The 16429-nt window shown below is 71.0% G+C and carries 11 protein-coding genes; 5 read left to right on the forward strand and 6 right to left on the reverse strand.

The genetic code is table 11. The features are described 5' to 3' along the window. The first annotated feature begins 443 nt into the window (after positions 1-443). The 5 genes from WME85_RS28605 (at position 444) to WME85_RS28625 (ending at position 8775) form a co-directional block, all read left to right on the forward strand. Positions 444-4394 carry a M36 family metallopeptidase gene (locus WME85_RS28605; RefSeq protein WP_437825673.1) on the forward strand — a complete coding sequence of 1317 codons (3951 nt, stop codon included), beginning with the start codon at positions 444-446 and terminating at the stop codon, positions 4392-4394. 151 nt (positions 4395-4545) lie between these two features. Then, positions 4546-5205: a carbonic anhydrase gene (locus tag WME85_RS28610; RefSeq protein WP_437825675.1), complete on the forward strand. Its 660-nt coding sequence runs from the start codon at positions 4546-4548 to the stop codon at positions 5203-5205. A 235-nt stretch (positions 5206-5440) separates the two neighbouring features. Beyond that, positions 5441-6352, forward strand: a complete 912-nt coding sequence (locus WME85_RS28615) for an SCE4755 family polysaccharide monooxygenase-like protein (protein ID WP_437825677.1) — start codon at positions 5441-5443, stop codon at positions 6350-6352. Positions 6353-6552: 200 nt separating this feature from the next. Beyond that, complete coding sequence (locus WME85_RS28620; RefSeq protein WP_437825679.1) at positions 6553-8430, forward strand: DUF885 domain-containing protein; 1878 nt, start codon at positions 6553-6555, stop codon at positions 8428-8430. 114 nt (positions 8431-8544) lie between these two features. Beyond that, a complete protein-coding gene (locus WME85_RS28625; protein WP_437825681.1) occupies positions 8545-8775 on the forward strand; it encodes a hypothetical protein in 231 nt (76 codons plus the stop codon). Between the two features lie 7 nt (positions 8776-8782). On the opposite strand, the gene WME85_RS28630 is transcribed toward WME85_RS28625, so the two are convergent. From WME85_RS28630 to WME85_RS28655, 6 genes are all read right to left on the reverse strand, one after another. Continuing rightward, positions 8783-9307, reverse strand: a complete 525-nt coding sequence (locus WME85_RS28630) for a hypothetical protein (protein ID WP_437825683.1) — start codon at positions 9305-9307, stop codon at positions 8783-8785. A 170-nt stretch (positions 9308-9477) separates the two neighbouring features. Continuing rightward, the gene (locus WME85_RS28635) at positions 9478-10908 is read right to left on the reverse strand and encodes a cytochrome c (protein ID WP_437825685.1); all 1431 of its coding nucleotides are present in this window, start codon (positions 10906-10908) and stop codon (positions 9478-9480) included. A 141-nt stretch (positions 10909-11049) separates the two neighbouring features. Beyond that, positions 11050-11472: a hypothetical protein gene (locus tag WME85_RS28640; RefSeq protein WP_437825687.1), complete on the reverse strand. Its 423-nt coding sequence runs from the start codon at positions 11470-11472 to the stop codon at positions 11050-11052. A 30-nt stretch (positions 11473-11502) separates the two neighbouring features. After that, positions 11503-12999 (reverse strand): cytochrome c, encoded by a 1497-nt coding sequence (locus tag WME85_RS28645; protein WP_437825690.1) that lies wholly within the window; start codon positions 12997-12999, stop codon positions 11503-11505. 31 nt (positions 13000-13030) lie between these two features. Then, positions 13031-14896: a peroxidase family protein gene (locus WME85_RS28650; protein ID WP_437825691.1), complete on the reverse strand. Its 1866-nt coding sequence runs from the start codon at positions 14894-14896 to the stop codon at positions 13031-13033. Continuing rightward, the gene (locus WME85_RS28655; protein ID WP_437825693.1) at positions 14893-16239 is read right to left on the reverse strand and encodes a cytochrome P450; all 1347 of its coding nucleotides are present in this window, start codon (positions 16237-16239) and stop codon (positions 14893-14895) included. The genes WME85_RS28650 and WME85_RS28655 overlap by 4 nt, the downstream gene beginning before the upstream one ends. Positions 16240-16429 lie beyond the last annotated feature (190 nt).

The raw sequence follows: 16429 nt of genomic DNA on the forward strand, positions 1-16429 counted from the left end.
CCACGGCCCGCGCCGAGACCGACGCGACCGACGCGACCGCCGCGACGGCTGCGACCGCTGCGACCGCCGCGACCGCCGCGACCGCCGGCGCCCGTCCGCCCGCGCCAGACCTCGACCGGGATGCGATCCGGTGAAGGCGACAAGCTCATCATGGCATTCATGGATTCATGGAGTGCACCGGGACCCTTCATGGTTATTTCCTTTCAGGGCTCGGCCACGCCCCACTTGCATCCTGGCGAGCACCTGACGAGACCGCATGAGAGGCGCCTTACGACGCATGACAGAGCGCGAGACGCCGCGCTTCCCCTGCACGCACGCTGCGGCTAGGGTGCCCGTCGTCGCGGATTCGACGGGTGGGCGCGAGGCGCCCCGGGACGCAGCCTGCGGCTGTCGCGCGCGCGTCCATCAGGCGTCGTTCCCTCGGAGTCGGAGAATCGAGGAACATGAAGGTTTCAGTTCGGTATACCGCGCTTTCGTTCGCGCTGCTCGCCGGCCCCCTCGCCCACGCGCGGGAGCGCCCGAACCACGACGCCTACTTCAAGGAGTCGCCGGCGTTGCCCGCCGGCATGGCGCGCGTCGTCGCGGAGGACGTCCCGGGCGCCGTCGTCGCGTCGACCGATCCGCAGCGCGGCGTGCCCACCTTCGTGTGGGCGACCTCGCCGGATCACCGCCCGCCGGCGGCGACCCACAGCACCGCCGAGTCCGCCGCCCGCTGGTACGTGCAGCGGTACGCGCGCCTCTACAACCTGCCGCAGGCCGCGCTCGACACAGCCGTCGTGCGGCACGTCCACGACACCGGGCGCGGCGGGATCGTCGTGACGCTCGGCCAGGACGTCGACGGGGTCCCCGTCTTCCACAGCGAGCTCAAGGTGCTCATGAAGCGCGACCTCGCGCTCGTCGCCCTCGCGGGCAACCTGCACGCGTCGGCCGTCTCGCTGCCGCCCGGCGCCGGCTCGCTGCAGCCCGGCTCGAAGCGCAGCCGCGCGTTCTCCCGCGCGCCGGCCCAGGCGGTCGTCCGCGCCGTGCGCGACGCGCACCAGGTCGACATCAAGACGGCCGACCTGCGCGAGCGGGCCGAGGTGAAGGGCGGGTATCGCACGTTCGATCTCGCGGACACCGGGCACGCGCGCGCGCGCCTCGGGAGCCTGCGCTTCACGCAGCCAGCGCGGGTGAAGAAGGTGCTCTTCCCGCTGCCGGACCGGCTCGTGCCCGCCTACTTCGTCGAGCTCGTCTCGGGCGACGTGAGCAGCACGAGCTCCGACGCGTATGCCTGGGTATTCGGGGCGAGCGACGGGCGGTATCTCTACCGGGAGAACCTCTCCCACGCCGCCGCGTTCGATTACCGGGTCTGGGCCGAGGAGGGGGGCAAGCACATCCCGCTCGACGGGCCCCTCGCGGATTTCTCGCCGCACCCGACCGGGCGGCCGGACGGCACCATGCCGCGGTTCATCGCGCCGAGCCTCATCTCGATCGAGGGCCTCAACGCGAGCCCGGACGGCGGCGTCGACCCGTGGCTGCCGGACGACGCGACCTCGACCAGCGGCAACAACGTCGACGCCTACGCGGACCACCACGCGCCCGACGGCTTCTCCAGCGGCGACACGCGCGCGACGCTCACGGGGCCGCGCTCGTTCGATCGCGTCTATGACCTGTCCGCCGATCCGCTCGCCGATACCGAGCAGATCATGGCGGCCGTCACCCAGGTCTTCTACGTCACGAACTGGCTCCACGACTGGTATTACGACTCGGGCTTCACCGAGGCGGCCGGCAACGCCCAGCGCGACAACCTCGGCCGGGGCGGCCTCGACGGCGACGCGCTCCTCGCCGAGGCGCAGGACGACGCGCCCGGCGGCAGCCGCGACAACGCGAACATGGATGCGACGTACGACGGCGCGCCGCCGCGGATGCAGATGTTCCTGTGGTCGGGTCTTGACCAGAGGTCGCTGAGCGTCACGCCGCAGAACGCCAGCTACGCGTCGAACACCGCCCTGTTCGGGCCACAGCGCTACGAGGTGACCGGCGAGCTCGCCCTCGGCGAGGACGACACCGAGCCCCGGAGCAACGGGTGCGAGCCGCTCACGAGCGACGTCGCCGGCAAGATCGCCCTCATTGACAGGGGCGGGTGCACCTTCGCGCAGAAGACGCAGAACGCGCAGGAGGCGGGCGCCGTCGGCGTGCTCATCGCCAACAACCGCGAGAGCGACGGCGCCCCGCGGCTGGCCGGCGACGCGCCCGACGTGACGACGCCGGCCCAGAGCATCTCGCTGGAGGACGGCCGCGCGCTCAGGGCGGCGCTCGCCGGCGGGGGCGCGCCGCTCTCGATCACCATGACCCGCGAGCCCAGCGTGGAGCGCGACGGCACGATCGACAACACCATCGTGGCGCACGAGTGGGGCCACTACATCCACCTCCGCCAGGTCGCTTGCGGCACGCAGATGTGCGGCGCGCAGAGCGAGGGGTGGGGGGACTTCATCGCGCTGCACATGGTGCTGCGCGACGGCGACGACCTCGACGGCGCTTACCCGATCTCCGGCTACGGGAGCGCGGCGCTCGGCGATAGCTACTTCGGCATCCGGCGCGCGCCCTACTCCGCCGACTTCACGAAGAACGGGCTGACGTTCAAGCACATCTCCAACGACGCGCGGCTCCCCGACCACCCGCTCAACGTCGCGACGCCCGAGAACGCCGAGGTGCACAACGCCGGCGAGGTCTGGGCGAGCATGCTGTTCGAGGCCTACGCCGCGCTGATCCGGCGCGGCGTAGGCCTGACCCCGCCGCGCCCGTTCGAGCAGACCCGGCGGCGGATGAGCGATTACGTGGTCGCGGGCATGAAGCTCGCCCCGGCCAACCCGACGTTCACCGAGCAGCGCGACGCCATCCTGGCCGCGGCGCTCGCCAGCGATCAGGGCGATTTCCTCGCCCTGGCGGAGGCGTTCGCGCGGCGGGGCGCCGGCACGTGCGCCGAGTCGCCCCGCGCCGACTCGTACGACCTCTCCGGCGTGGTCGAGAGCTTCAAGGTCCAGCCGGAGATGTCGCTGGTCCGCGCCGAGCTCGACGACAGCGCCGGCTCGTGCGACCGCGACGGGCTGCTCGACGCGGAGGAGTCCGGCACCGTGTCGATCGAGATCGTCAACCGGGGCACGGCGCCGCTGACCGGGGCGGTGGCGTCCATCGAGGGGCCGGGCGGCGGGGTGACGTTCCCGGACGGGGGACGCGTGTCGTTCGGCGATATCGCGCCCTTCGCGACCGGGACCGCGAAGGTCGCGGTGAAGCTCGACCGCTCCGTCAAGCCGTCCGAGGACCTGAAGCTCAGCCTGACGCTGAAGAGCGCGGAGGCGTGCACGCCCACGCGGGTCGAGGCGCTGGTGCGGCGCGTGAACTACGACGAGGTGCCGGCCTCCTCGACGGTGGACGGCGTGGAGACGCAGAGCACGACGTGGACCGTCGAGGGGCTCTCCAGCGAGCTCGTCTGGTCGCGCGCCGCAGGGGCGCCGCCGAACCGCGTGTGGCGCGGCGTCGACCTGGGGAGCCTCGCCGACGCGGCGCTCGTGTCGCCGGCCCTGGAGGTGAGCGCGACCGAGCGCTTCGTGCTGACGTTCGCGCACCGGCACCAGTTCGAGGAGAGCGACGGCACGGCGTGGGACGGCGCGGTGATCGAGATCAGCGCGGACGGCGGCGAGACGTGGGAGGACATCGGGAGATACGTGAACCCGGGCTATGGCGGGAGGATCACCGCCGAGTCCGGCAATCCGCTGGCCCGGCGGAGGGCCTATGTCGGCGAGAGCCCCTCGTGGCCCGAGCTCGACCGGGTGGCGGTCGACCTGGGGACCCGGTTCGCCGGGAAGACGGTGCGGGTGCGGTTCCGGGTGGGCACCGACGAGGCCGCGGGCGATACGGGCTGGGAGCTGGACGACATCGGGTTCGAGGGCCTGAAGAACAAGCCTTTCGCGACCGTCGCCGAGGACACCGCCTCCTGCCAGGGGGGGCCGGTGGCGGACGCCGGGGCGGACCAGGCGGTCCCGGTCGGGGAGCTGGTGACGCTCGACGCCTCCGGGAGCTCGGATCCCGAGGAGGACGACCTGACGTTCTCCTGGACGCAGACGGCGGGGCCGGCGGTCGAGCTGGTCGGCGAGGGCGCGCGGGCGACGTTCGTGGCGCCGGAGGTGGCGGAGGCGACGACCTTCGCGTTCGAGGTGAAGGTCAGCGACGGGTTGCTGGCGGCGGCCGACCAGGTGAACGTGGTGGTCGATCCGGCGATGAAGGAGCTGCCGGCGGAGGGGTGCGGGTGCGCGATCCCGGGGAGCGCGCCGCGCGCGCCGCTGGGGGCGCTCGGGGCGATGGCGGCCGTCGCGGCGCTCGCGGTGCGGCGGCGGCGGCGGCAGCGCGGAGCCTGATCGCGGGGCGCGCCAGGGCGGGGCAGCCCGCCCGGCGCGCCCGCGCGGGCGATCGCCCCGGTCTTCGCGAGGTCCGGGGCTCATCCACGCGGCGGAGCGGCTGACCACCCATTGACGCCCGCCGGGTGGTCCACCACGGTGGCCGAGAACCATGAGCATCAGCACCCGCGCGCCCGCCCTCCCCGTCATGTCCGCCGATCAGGCGCTACAGCGCCTGGTCGAGGGCAACCGGCGCTTCGTGGACAACGACCGCAGCGAGCATGTCGCGCTGGGACAGCGGGAGCGCGCCGCGCTCGCGGAAGGACAGCAGCCCTTCGCCATCATCCTGTCCTGCTCGGACTCGCGGGTGCCGTCTGAGCTCATCTTCGACCAGGGGCTCGGCGACCTGTTCGTCATCCGGGTGGCGGGCAACGTGGTGGCCCCCTCGCTGATCGGGAGCGTGGAGTTCGCCGCCGCCGCCTTCGGGACTCGCCTCGCCGTGGTGATGGGCCACTCGCGTTGCGGCGCCATCAAGGCCACGCTGAGCGAGCTGCTCCAGGACGAGCAAGGCGGTCCCCTGACCGACAACATTCGCGATATCGTCGAGCGCTGCCGCTCCCCGGTGGAGACGGTCGTGAGCGTCGCTGGCCGCCATGCCCCGAGAGACCTCCTGATGCGCGAGGCGGTGCGCGCCAATGTGCGCAACTCGTGCGATCACCTCCGGCACGGCAGCCGCCTGCTCGAGCGGCTGTGCGCCGCGGATGGCATGCGGATCGTGGGCGCCGAGTACGCGCTGGAGACCGGCAAGGTGACGTTCCTCCCGAACGCGTGAAGCCCCGCTGGCCCGGCGCGAGGCGCGACGCGTGGCCGAGTCCGCTGCGCCGATGCCCGCTGGCGGCCGCTGACAGGGAGGAATTCAAGCTCCAGTATCGAGGCCACGCGCTGGTTCGGGCTTGGCTGCGGCCGAGCGGTGGTGGAGAGTAGCGCGCCCGCGCCAGCCTGGGAGAAGAACCACCAAGACCCCATGGCTGCGGGCCCGAGACCACCTCCTGACCCAGAGAAAAGCGATGCGAATATCACGAACGAGACGTAATGCGCCGTGGCGCGCGCCCGCGGCGGCCCTGGCGGCGACCGCCATCTCCGCGCTCTATCCGGCCGTGGCGCGCGCCCACTTCACCCTGCTCGAGCCGGCCTGCTATTCGGAGCAGGACAACCTCGGCAACCCGCAGAAGAGCGCGCCCTGCGGCCAGGCGGATCCCGGGTCGCCCGTCGAGCCGACCGGCAAGGTGACCACCTATGTCCAGGGTCAGACGATCACGCTGACCATCGCGGAGGGAATATTTCACCCGGGCCATTATCGCGTGTCGATCGCGCCCGATCAGGAATCCCTCCCCCCGGATCCGGAGGTGACCCCTGGCTCCACGCCGTGCGGCTCCACGGAGATCGAGACCGACCCGCAGCTCCCCCTCCTGGCGGACGGCCTGCTCGCCCACACGGCGGCGTTCTCGGGACAGCAAACTGTCGAGATCAAGCTGCCTGACGATCTGACCTGCACCAACTGCACGCTTCAGGTCAGCGAGTTCATGTCGAACCACGGGATCAACAACCCTGGTGGCTGCTTCTATCATCACTGCGCGATCGTCACGATCGCCCCGCGCGAGGGTGGAGCCGCGGGGTCCGGCGGTGCGGCCGGCGCGGGCGGCGCGGCTGGCGCGGGCGGCGGAGCTGGCGTCGGCGGCGCTGCACCCAGCAGCAGCAGCAGCGGCGCTGGCGACGGCGGCGCCGCGTCGAGCGGCGGCAGCGGTGGCGACGGCGCCGCCGCGTCCACCGGCGACGGCGGGAGCGCCGGGGAAGACGGCTCCGACTCCTCCTCTTCGTCCGGCTGCGGATGCCGTGTCGGCGCCACCGAGACGCCCGCAATCCCGTACATCGCGGGCCTGCTCGCGCTCGGGCTCCTGCGCTGGCGCCGCCGCCGCTGAGCCCGTCCGCGAGCGAGCTCTCGCCGCGCGAGCAACCCCCTCGCGCCACGCCGCGCCCCGTTTCCCCTCGATCCCTCACGATCACCGCTGGCTGACGGCCCCGTCGCGCTCCACGAGGTCGCGGACACCATGGCGGCCACCAGAGCGCCGCCTGCGAAAATCAGGACGTCGATCGGAGCTCTGGCTCCAAGAGGTACGCTATGGCCGTGCGCGCCCTCCACACCTTCGCCCTCGTTCCCCTGCTCCTGGCCGCGTGCGCCCGCGACGCGGCGCCCCCCGCCGCCGCGCCGGCTCCCCTGCCCGCGCCCGCGGCTGCCGCGAGCGCCGCGCCAGCCGCGCGCGCCACGCCTGCCGCGCGCGCGGCGGCCCAGCAGCGGCTTCCGGCGTGGGTGGAGCGCAGCAACGAGCACGCGCAGGTCCTCCTCGACGTGCTCGCCAGGTTCTCGCCGGAGCGCGCCGGCTCGCTGGGCGTCGAGCGCGCGGACACGGAGGTCACCGATCTCTCGCCGGGGGTCGATGCGCGCGAGCGCGCGGCCTACCGCGCGGCGAGCGCGGAGCTAGAGAAGCGGCGAGCGTCAGAGAAGGATCCGGCTGTCGCCGAGGATCTGCAGATCCTGCTGGACGCCGCGGACCGGGCCGTGCGCGGCTCCGAGCTCGACGAGAAGCACAGGGTCAGGTACGTGCACGCCACGGGGCTCGTCTTCGAGGGCATACTGAGCCTGCTCGACGACCGGGTGGCGCCGTCGCGACGGGCCGCGGCCCTCACGCGGCTCCGGCGCTACGCCGGCATGGAGCCGGGCCGTGCGCCCATCGCCGAGCAGGCCAGGGCAAGGCTCGCTCAGGATCTCGGGAAGCCCGGGTTGCTCGCCCCCTCCAGGATGGAGATCGAGCGGCACCTCGCCACGAACGCCAGCGTGCGGGAGGGCATCGGCGAGCTCTTCCGCAAATACGGCATCAGCGGCCATGAAGAGCCGCTCGCGGCGCTGAACCGCCAGCTCGAGGCGTACGACGCGGCGCTGCGCAAGGAGGTGCTCCCGCGGGCGCGGACCGACTTCGCGCTGCCGCCGCCGCTCTACGCGTTCGCGCTCGAGTCGTATGGCGTCGAGCTCCCGCCCGCCGAGCTCGTGCCCCTGGCCCACGCCGCGTTCGACGATCTGAAGGGGCAGATGCAGAGGCTCGCGGTCTCGGTCGCCGGGGCGCGCAAGCTGCCGAGCGCGGACTACCGCGACGTCATTCGCGCCCTGAAGAAGGAGCAGCTCGTGGGCGAGGCGATCTTGCCGCACTACAAGGAGCGGCTCGCCCAGATCGAGCAGATCATCAAGAGGGAGCGCCTCGTCTCCTTGCCCGAGAGGCCGGCGCGCATCCGGCTCGGCACGGCCGCCGAGAGCGCCGAGTCGCCGGCGCCGCACATGCGTCCGCCGCGGCTGCTCGGCAACCAGGGGGAAGAGGGGGAGTTCGTGCTGCCGCTCAGCCTCCCGGGCCCCCCCGGCACCAGGGACGAGCTGCGGAAGATCGACGACTTCACCCATGCAGCGGCGTCGTGGACGCTCACCGCCCACGAGGCGCGCCCCGGACACGAGCTCCAGTTCGCGTCGCTCGTCGAGCGCGGCGTCTCGATCGCCCGGGCCGTCTTCGCGATGAACAGCGCCAATGCGGAGGGGTGGGGCCTCTACTCCGAGGCCATCGTGCTCCCGTTCATGCCGCCTGACGGCCAGCTCGTCTCTCTGCAATACCGCCTGCTGCGGGCCGCGCGCGCCTTCCTGGACCCGGAGCTCCAGGCCGGCAAGATCACGCCGGCGGCGGCGCGCGCCTTCCTGGAGAGCGAGGTGGTGCTCTCGGCGCCTTTCGCGCAGTCCGAGGTGGAGCGCTACACGTTCCGCGCGCCAGGACAGGCGACGTCCTATTTCTACGGGTTCACCCGGCTGATGGAGCTCCGGGCAGAGGTCGAGTCGAGGATGGGCGCTCGCTTCGACGCGCAGCGGTTCCACGACTTCGTGCTCGCCCAGGGGATCCTGCCGCCGAAGCTGCTGCGCAAGGCGGTGCTCGAGCGGTTCGTGGGGGCGCAGCCGGCGCCCTGAGCGAGGGCCAGGAGACGACGGAGGTCCGGCGCGATCGAGCGCGGGAGCCCCCTTGCGGCCCCCCTCGCCGGCTCCAGTTGCCGTGGAGGGCACGAGGACGCTGGAGGAGGACCCATGGAGACGAACGACAAGGCGGCGGAGGAGCGACGGCCGGAAGCGCCCGGGGGCGCGGCCGCCGGGCCCGACGAGGCCGAGGAGCGCACCCCGGAGACGCCGCTCGACCGCGGGGGCGCGCTCTCGCCCCGCGAGGCGGCGGACGTGCCTGCAGAGCCGGTGGACGAGGCGTCGGACGAGTCGTTCCCGGCGAGCGACCCCCCGGCGTGGACGCCGGGTCACTCCGGCTGAGCGCCGGTCACAGCTCGGGGGCGTTCCCTTCGATCCAGCGGCGCGCGCTCTCGGCGGTGAGCTTGAAGTCCGGGGGCACCCTGGCCTGCGTCACGGTCTCTCCCGCCGCGTCGCGCACGGTGAGGATGGCGTGGGGGTCGTCCTCGTCGGGCACCACGTCGAGGTCCACGCGCATCCGCGCGCCGCCCTCGACCACCGTCGTCACGCTCCGGTGCAGCTGCGCCCGGCGCTGCTGGGCGTGCCGCGCCATCACCTCGTTCGCGGTCTTCACCAGGGTGGCGAACGCGCTCGCGTCGAGGGGCTTCGGGTTCTTCTTGTCGCGCCCCATCGTCCACGGCCCGACCAGCGAAGGCTCGCTCTGGCCGTCGCACGTCATCTCGACGGCCCACCCGTCGTCGTCCTCGTTCTTGATGACCCGCGCCGTCCACCCGCTGCCCTTCCACAGCTTCGGGTCCTGGTCTTCCGGGCGGAGCCGGCGCTCCTGCCCCGCCTCGTCCTGCGTCTCGTCCGTGTCGTCGTGCGTCGTGTCCATGGGCGCCCCGGTGTACCCGCTGGGCGCGCGGCGCGTCCACCCCGTCCAGCGCGCCTCGGGCATTTCCTGTCAGCCCGCGGCGCCTCCCACGCCCGCGCCGCCGCCGCCGCCGCCGCCGCCGCTCGGCGCGGGCGCGACAGGAAGAAGGGTCTGCCGTCGTGCCGCCTTGCTCAAAGCGTCTTCATGTACTCGATGAGGGCCATCTTGTCGTCGCGCGAGAGCTCGGCGCCATAGATGTGCCCCTGGTTGCCGTTCCCCGGCTCCGTGGTGTCGTAGCGGGAGAGGAGACCCCTGCGCGCAAGCTCCGGCGCACCCGCTGTGTCGTGGCGGAACCCCACGCGCTCGCGGTCCACCTCGGTCATACCGCGGTAAAACACCTGGGGCCGCTCCGCCGGCGTCAGGAGGTGCCACAGCGTCGGCACCGACCCGTTGTGCAGATAAGGCCCGGTGGCCCAGATGCCATGGAGCGGGACCGCGATGTACCCCGTCGTACTCCTGAAACGATCGAAATCGATCCGTGTCCCCTCTGCATGCTGGTTGTAGGCCGCCGCCGCCTCGGCCGTCCACGCCTCCATGCGGGACCTATCCGTGCGGAGCTCCTTCTCGTCCAGCGGGATGACCGAACGATAGCGGGCCCCGCCGGTGTCATGGCAGTCGGCGCAGCCGGCCCTCACGTAGACGCGACGGCCCTCCGCGGCGAGCGCGTGGTCGACGGCATAGGGATAACGCGGCGCCGGCGCGCGGGTCATCCAGCGCTCGATCCGGCCGATCTGGTCGGTCTCGATCGACGACAGCGTCGCGCCATCGGCGAGCGCGGAGCTGCGGGCGACCTCGACCAGCGAATCGTTGAGGCCGTCCCAGAAATACCCGTAGTTGCCGCGCACCGACGGGGGCACCTGCCAGATCGGCATCATGTCCGATACCCCGATGGTCTCGTCGGGCGGCAGGTTCAGCACATGGAACTTGATCTGATTGACCAGGTCGACCCTCCCCCGGCCCGCGCGCGGCCGGCGGTGGCCCACGGAGGAAAGCGACGCGTCCATCCAGGCCGCCCCCCGGTCGCGCTGCTCGAGCAGCGCCTCCCGCGTCCGAGGCACGAGGACGTGTCGGTAGATCTGTTCGTCTACCCACGACAGCTCGCCGGCACGGCGGATCACCTCGAGCACGCCGTCGGGGGTGAAGCGGGGATCGGCGGCGCAGGCCCAGAGAAAGCGGGTGTAGCCCTCGACGTCGAGCTGAGCCGCGCTCGAGCCGAGCAGGGGGCGAGGCGCGCCGCCCTCCTCGTCGCGGACCGCCGACACGTGGCAGAAGGCGCAGTTGGTCGCTGCCCGCGGGAACCCGATCGTCCGCACCGAGATGCCGATCGGCGCCTCGCGGCCCTCGTAGATCATCCCGAGCGACGCATAGCCGCCCGGGCCCGGCAGGTGCTGCGGGCAGAGCTCGGGGAGCGCCTTCCAGATGAGGTACGGGATACCCGTGCTCTCCTCGTTGCCGATCGATCCATACTTGAAATTCTCGTCATCGTCCGCGTAACCGACCCGTACGTCGCGATAGAACTTGTACCAGACGAAGACCCCGATGATCCCGGCCACGAGGAGCATCCCCCCGACCGTCCGCCGAACCGTCGCACGATGGATCCTGCGCATACCGTACCTCCGCTGACACCGACTTGACCGCCTGCTGCACAGACCGGAGCGCCAGGCCCAGCCGCGCGGCGCGCTCCGGGCACCGGCGCAGGGCCGCTACGCGCGGCGGTGCTCGCGCCGCAGGATCGCGACGTAGAGGGCTGCCTGGGCGGCGCCGAGCGCGCCCTCGAGGTAGGCGAACAGGAGGTAGCCCCTCGGATAATCGGCGAACTCCACCGCCCAGAACCAGAAGAGGCCGAGGAGCAGCCGCGAGGTGACCGCGGCCGCGGAGACGTAGCGGTCCCGGAGCGGGCTCACCAGCGCCGGCACGTACATGCTGGAGAGGAGGAGCCGCAGCACCCCGACCCCACGCTGCCAGATGTCCGCCTTGAACGACAGGACAGGCGGCAGGTAGAGCGCAGACTCGATCCAATCCGGTGAGAGCACCGCTGGCAAGGCCAGCGCGACGTCGGCGACGATCCCGAGCGCCACGAGGACCCGGAACGCGCTCGCGTGGAGGTTATCGGCTCGTGCTAGCATGATGAATTCCCCCTCTTGCATGGCATACGCCTAGAGCGTCTTGAGATACTCGATGAGCGCCCACTTATCGCTGTCGCTCAGCTCCGTCCCGTAGCGCGCCCCCGTGTGTCCCTTGTTGCTGTTGCCAGGGAGCGTCGCGTCGAACAGGAACGCCTTTCGCCCCTCGACCTCGCGGACATCGACCCGGAAGCCGACCCGATCGGCGTCGTACACGTCGTGGCCCCGGTAGAATCGCGCTGGCCGGCGCTCGGCCGGCGTGAGCAGGTCCCACAGCGTCGGAACCGAGCCGTTGTGCAGGTAAGGCGCCCTCGCCCAGATGCCGTCGAGCGGCTGGTTCGTGTAGCCGTGGGTCTTCTGGAAGTGCCTGAACTCCCAGTCGTAGCCCCGCCCGTAGAAGACCTGAAGCTGCCTGAAAAACTGCGTGTAGGAGTTCAATCGATGCTCGTCCGTCCCGATCTCCTCGATCGGCACGACCCGACCCACGCTGGCGCCGCCCACGGCATGGCAGCTCGCGCAGTACTCGGCGTGGAGCGCCTGCCCCCGCTGGAGCCTCGCGAGGTCGGCGCCCCGCTCGAACGGGAACGCCGGCGGCGGGAGCTCGTCCAGCCACTCCTTGATCGAGGTGATCCTCGGCAGATCGACGTCCTCGCGGGTGGCGCCGGCGCCGAAGGCGGCGCTCACGTTGCGCTCGTTGACCGACGTGTTGTTCCCGTCCCAGTGCAGGTGCATCCCCTCGCGCGGCCCCTGGTTCCAGATGGACGGGAAATCGGCGGTGCCGATCCGCTCCTCGTCGGGGATATGACCCTGGTAGTAGGCCGCAAATTGCCTGGTCTTGTACGGGTTGAAGGTGTCCACCCGCCCCGGGCCCGGGGGAGGGTTCTCGCGCAGGAACGGGCCGAGGCTGTCCCGCTGGCTGAGCAGGCCCGTCTTCATCCGCTCGATCGCGGCGCGGTAGATCAGCCGATCGAGCGGGAAGAGGGCGCCGTCGCGCTCGATCTCGTCGATCACGAGATCCGGCGTGAACCTGGCGTCGGACGCGCAGCGGAAGAGGAACTCGAAATACGCTTCAAGGTCGACCGTGTTGGCGGGCATCCCCAGGTAGTAGGTCGGGGCGCTTTGCTCGGATGCGCGCACCGAGCCGACGTGGCACACGGCGCAGTTCTGGCCGACCAGATCGATGACCCGGCGGCGGATCGAGAACCCGACGGGCATCGGGTGGCCTGGCTCCTGGATGAAGCCGAACGCGGTGTAATCACGCCGCCCCCCCGCGGGAAGGTACTCGGGGAACATGCGCGGGAGGACCTGCATCACGCGCAGCGGGAGGCCGCTGTCGGTGTCGGCGCCGATCGTGCCGTACCTGAAGCGGTCCTCGATGTGCTCGTAGGTCACCGGCTGGTTTGGCGCATACCGGGAGGAGACGAGGAAGAACACAGCGAGCGCGGAGAGCGCGCCCGCGATCCCGTTCCTGAGCCTGCGCCACCGCCGGGCCCCTTCGTCCATGGGCTCTCTCACGTAGTGCGTGTTCATGGTCCTCACCGTTTCCCCCCGTGCTGTCCTGTCACTTCCCCGGCTGACCGTGCCCGGCGGCCGGCGCGTCGATGCGCGTCCACGGGGCAAAGGCGTTCTGGACGCCGCGGAGCGCCGGCGCGAGCTCGGGGTAATGCCGCCGGAGCACGCTCCTCATGTCGTTGGTGTTGATCCAGTCGAGCCCCTCCCGGGTGTACACGTTCTCGTTGAAGTCCGTCGTGAGGAACCGGTCGCTCTTCAGCCGCCGCGAGGCCATGAGGATGAAGATGCGGAACGCCGTGTCGCTGAACCCGAAGCCCTTCGGCAGGTCCTCCGAGAACATGCCGACCATCGGATCGACCCGCTCGACGTCGCCGTACACCTCGCGGAGCTCGCGCGCCCACTCCTGGTTGCTCGTGATCTCCTCGAACGAGCTGACCGGCTTGCGGTGCAGGAGCCGGCGGAACTCATTGTAGCGCGGCACGCCGCGCTCGCGATCGCGCATGACGTCGATGGAAGCCAGATCGATCTTCGTACCGTCGTCGCGCGGGAGGTCGCGGAGGAAGCTCGGGTAGTTGTGCAAGATCACCGCGCCCGGGTGGGAGACTCCGAAGGAGTAGAAGAGATCGGCCATGGACACGGGCGCGTCGCCCTCGAAGAGCTTGAGCAGGTCGCGTCCCGAGACGTCGGGGAGCGCGACGTGGCGCACCGGGTTGCCGTCGCTGCTGCGGTAGATCTGGATCCCGTCCGGCATGAGCGGGTGCATCCGGTAGACCGAGACGAACTCCTCGGTCATCGCGAAGGGCGCCGCGTGGTGGGCCGTCGGAGAGCCGGGGATGCCGCTCAGCACCTCGTTCGTGCCGAAGCGACCGAAGCCGCGCGTGATCTCCTCGCCGAGCAGCCCCCACCAGTTGGCGTTCATGGCGATCTGCAACGTCGGGTGTCCGAGGATCGCCGTCGTCCACTCGACCGTGTGGATCTTGGCCATCAGCGCCGACACGATGAGCCGCGAGGTGTGGAAGACGCGATCGGGGCTCCACGCCGGGTAACGCCGGTGGAGGAGATCCGCGATGGTGTTGTGCTCCTTCACGAAGGCGGTGTGGAGCATCGAGAGGCCGATCCACCACTGTCTGGACACGTCGGCCAGCCTCTGCATCTCCGGGGGGATCATGCCGAGGAGCTCGCTCCCCGCCTGCGTCAGCCGGAGCTTGGAGCCCGGGCTGTTCTCGAGATCGATCAGCTGAGCGAGCTCCTTCCCATGGTTGCCGTAGAACACGGAGGCGTCCCACCAGTGCGAGCTGTAGTTGAGGAACGTCGGCGGGTGATGCCCCTTGCCGGGTCGCCGCGTCCGGTCCGACGGGGTCCGCCGGATCAACATCGGATCTTCGTACCAGGTGTCGCCCCGCTCCTTGTCGAGGGGGACGCAGAACTCGTTGCCCTCCTTCGGCCTGCCGTGGTTGAACCAGTCGCGCGTCATCAGCTGGATCCAGGCGGCCGCGAGCAGGTTCAGGGTCGTCGCCGGGATGAACTCCCGCCTGGCCAGGAGGCGCTCGCTGATCACCCTCGGGCTCGGGCTCAGGAGGCGATCCTCCGGCTCCGGCCACGCGTGCTCGAGGGGCACGTTTCGTCCGAAGCGCGTCTCGACCCGCCCCATGTTGGGGTATTCCAGGTCGTTGAAGGAGCCGTCGGCCGTCCGCCGGACCGCGACCTCAGGCCGATACGCCGGGTGCGGCGCCGCCGTCTCTGCCTCCGGGAGCTGGCTCGTGTCGTGGAGGTTCTCCCTCCTGAGCCTCATGCGGAAAGCCAGGAGGTTGGCGACCCCGATCAACGGCGGCAGGCGGTGCCACGGCACGAACGTGTTGACGAGGTCGAACGTGGCGATCAGCAGGCGTTGAGGGAGCGTATGCGAGCGCTTCATCGATGGATCCTTTGCAGAGTGTCACGGTTCTCGTCGGCCTCGATCGGCGAAGCCTCGAAGCGGGCGCGCAGGTAGTTGAACGCGTAGGGGATGGGGCGGGCCGGGCTCAGCGCCGGCCGGACGAGGGTGTAGCGGCGGCGGCTGAGCAGCGCGGCGAGCACCGCCTTGGCCAAGAACAGGAGGAGGGACCTCCCCGCGCAGACCTGGGCCCCTCCGCCCAGATGATTGAACAGGGGCTCCCGCTCGCCGCTCAGCCACCACGCCGGACAGAAGGCGTCGGCGATCGCGACCCTCTCCCGGTCCCGGTGGTTGAAGCTGTTCGGGATGAGCACGGGAGAACGCGCCGGGACGGCGGCGCCCTCGAGGACGTCGGGGACCGTCGTCTCGCGGAAGAGCAGCGGGGTGGTCGGAAAGAGGCGCATGGCCTCCTGCACGCAGCCGCCGAGGAGCGCCAGCCCGTCGATCCCTTCGCTCGCCGTGGGGCACCCCCCGGCCATCTCGCGCCGGACCTCGCGCTCGACGTCGCGGTGCGCGACGATGAGGGCGAGCGCCCGCGCCGTGTTGATGCCGAGCGTCTGCCACATGGCGAACAGCCAGTGCGGGATCTGCTGCTCGACCGCCGTCAGCTCGGTGGCTGGCACCTGCCTGGCGAGCGCGGCCAGGCTGCACGGCTCCGCGGCGTCGAGGTAACGCCGGACGCGGGCGTAGAACGGGTCGAAGTACCTGGATCGCCTCGGCCTGATGAGCCAGTTGGCCTGCGCCATCATCCTCCGGAGCAGGCCCAGCACCTCGGTGTCGTCGCGCGCGACGTCGCCGAACACGATCCGCCGGGTGATCGTCTCGAACAGGCGATCGAAATCGTCCCAGGACAGGAGCGACGCGCGGCTCGCCAGCTCGACCTCCTCCTGGACGACGGAGAGGAAGCGCGCCGCGTACCGGTGCCGAGACCGGTGGAATTCGAGCACGGCCTCGTTGAAGCGGCGGCGATCTCTCCACGCCTCTCCGCGTGAGATGGTGACCGCCTTCGGCATGAACACCCGCATCCCCTCGCGCTTGAAGCTCCCCGATTGATAGGTGTCCGGAGAGAGCTCGAGGACCCGCCGAACGGCGTCCCGATCGAGGACCACGAGCGAGCTCCTCAGGCCCACGCGCACCCAGAAGCACCCGCTCCCGTACTTCCTCCGCATCCGGCCGAAGAACCTCACCGCGCCCGGATCGGGGTGCAGCCGGAGCCAGACGTGGACCCACAGCCTGCGCTCCGTGAAGATGCCCTGCATCACGTAGGGAACGAGATAGCCGAGGTTATAGACCAGGGCGTCATACGATGACAGAGCGGGAAACATTCGCCCCATGGTGTCTCCGAAGCGCGGCCGATGGCGCGCACCGCCTTGAAGGCATATATCTACCCACCTTGGCGGAGCGCGCAAGGTCGGCCCAAGCGAGTACGACCAAGGCGCGAGTCACAGCCGTTTCCGCCCAGCAGGCACGCTGTGTCCACGCAGGACACCGCACAATCCACAACTCCCCTGGTGC

This window comes from Sorangium sp. So ce1153 (assembly GCF_051521595.1).
Lineage (GTDB): Bacteria > Myxococcota_A > Polyangia > Polyangiales > Polyangiaceae > Sorangium.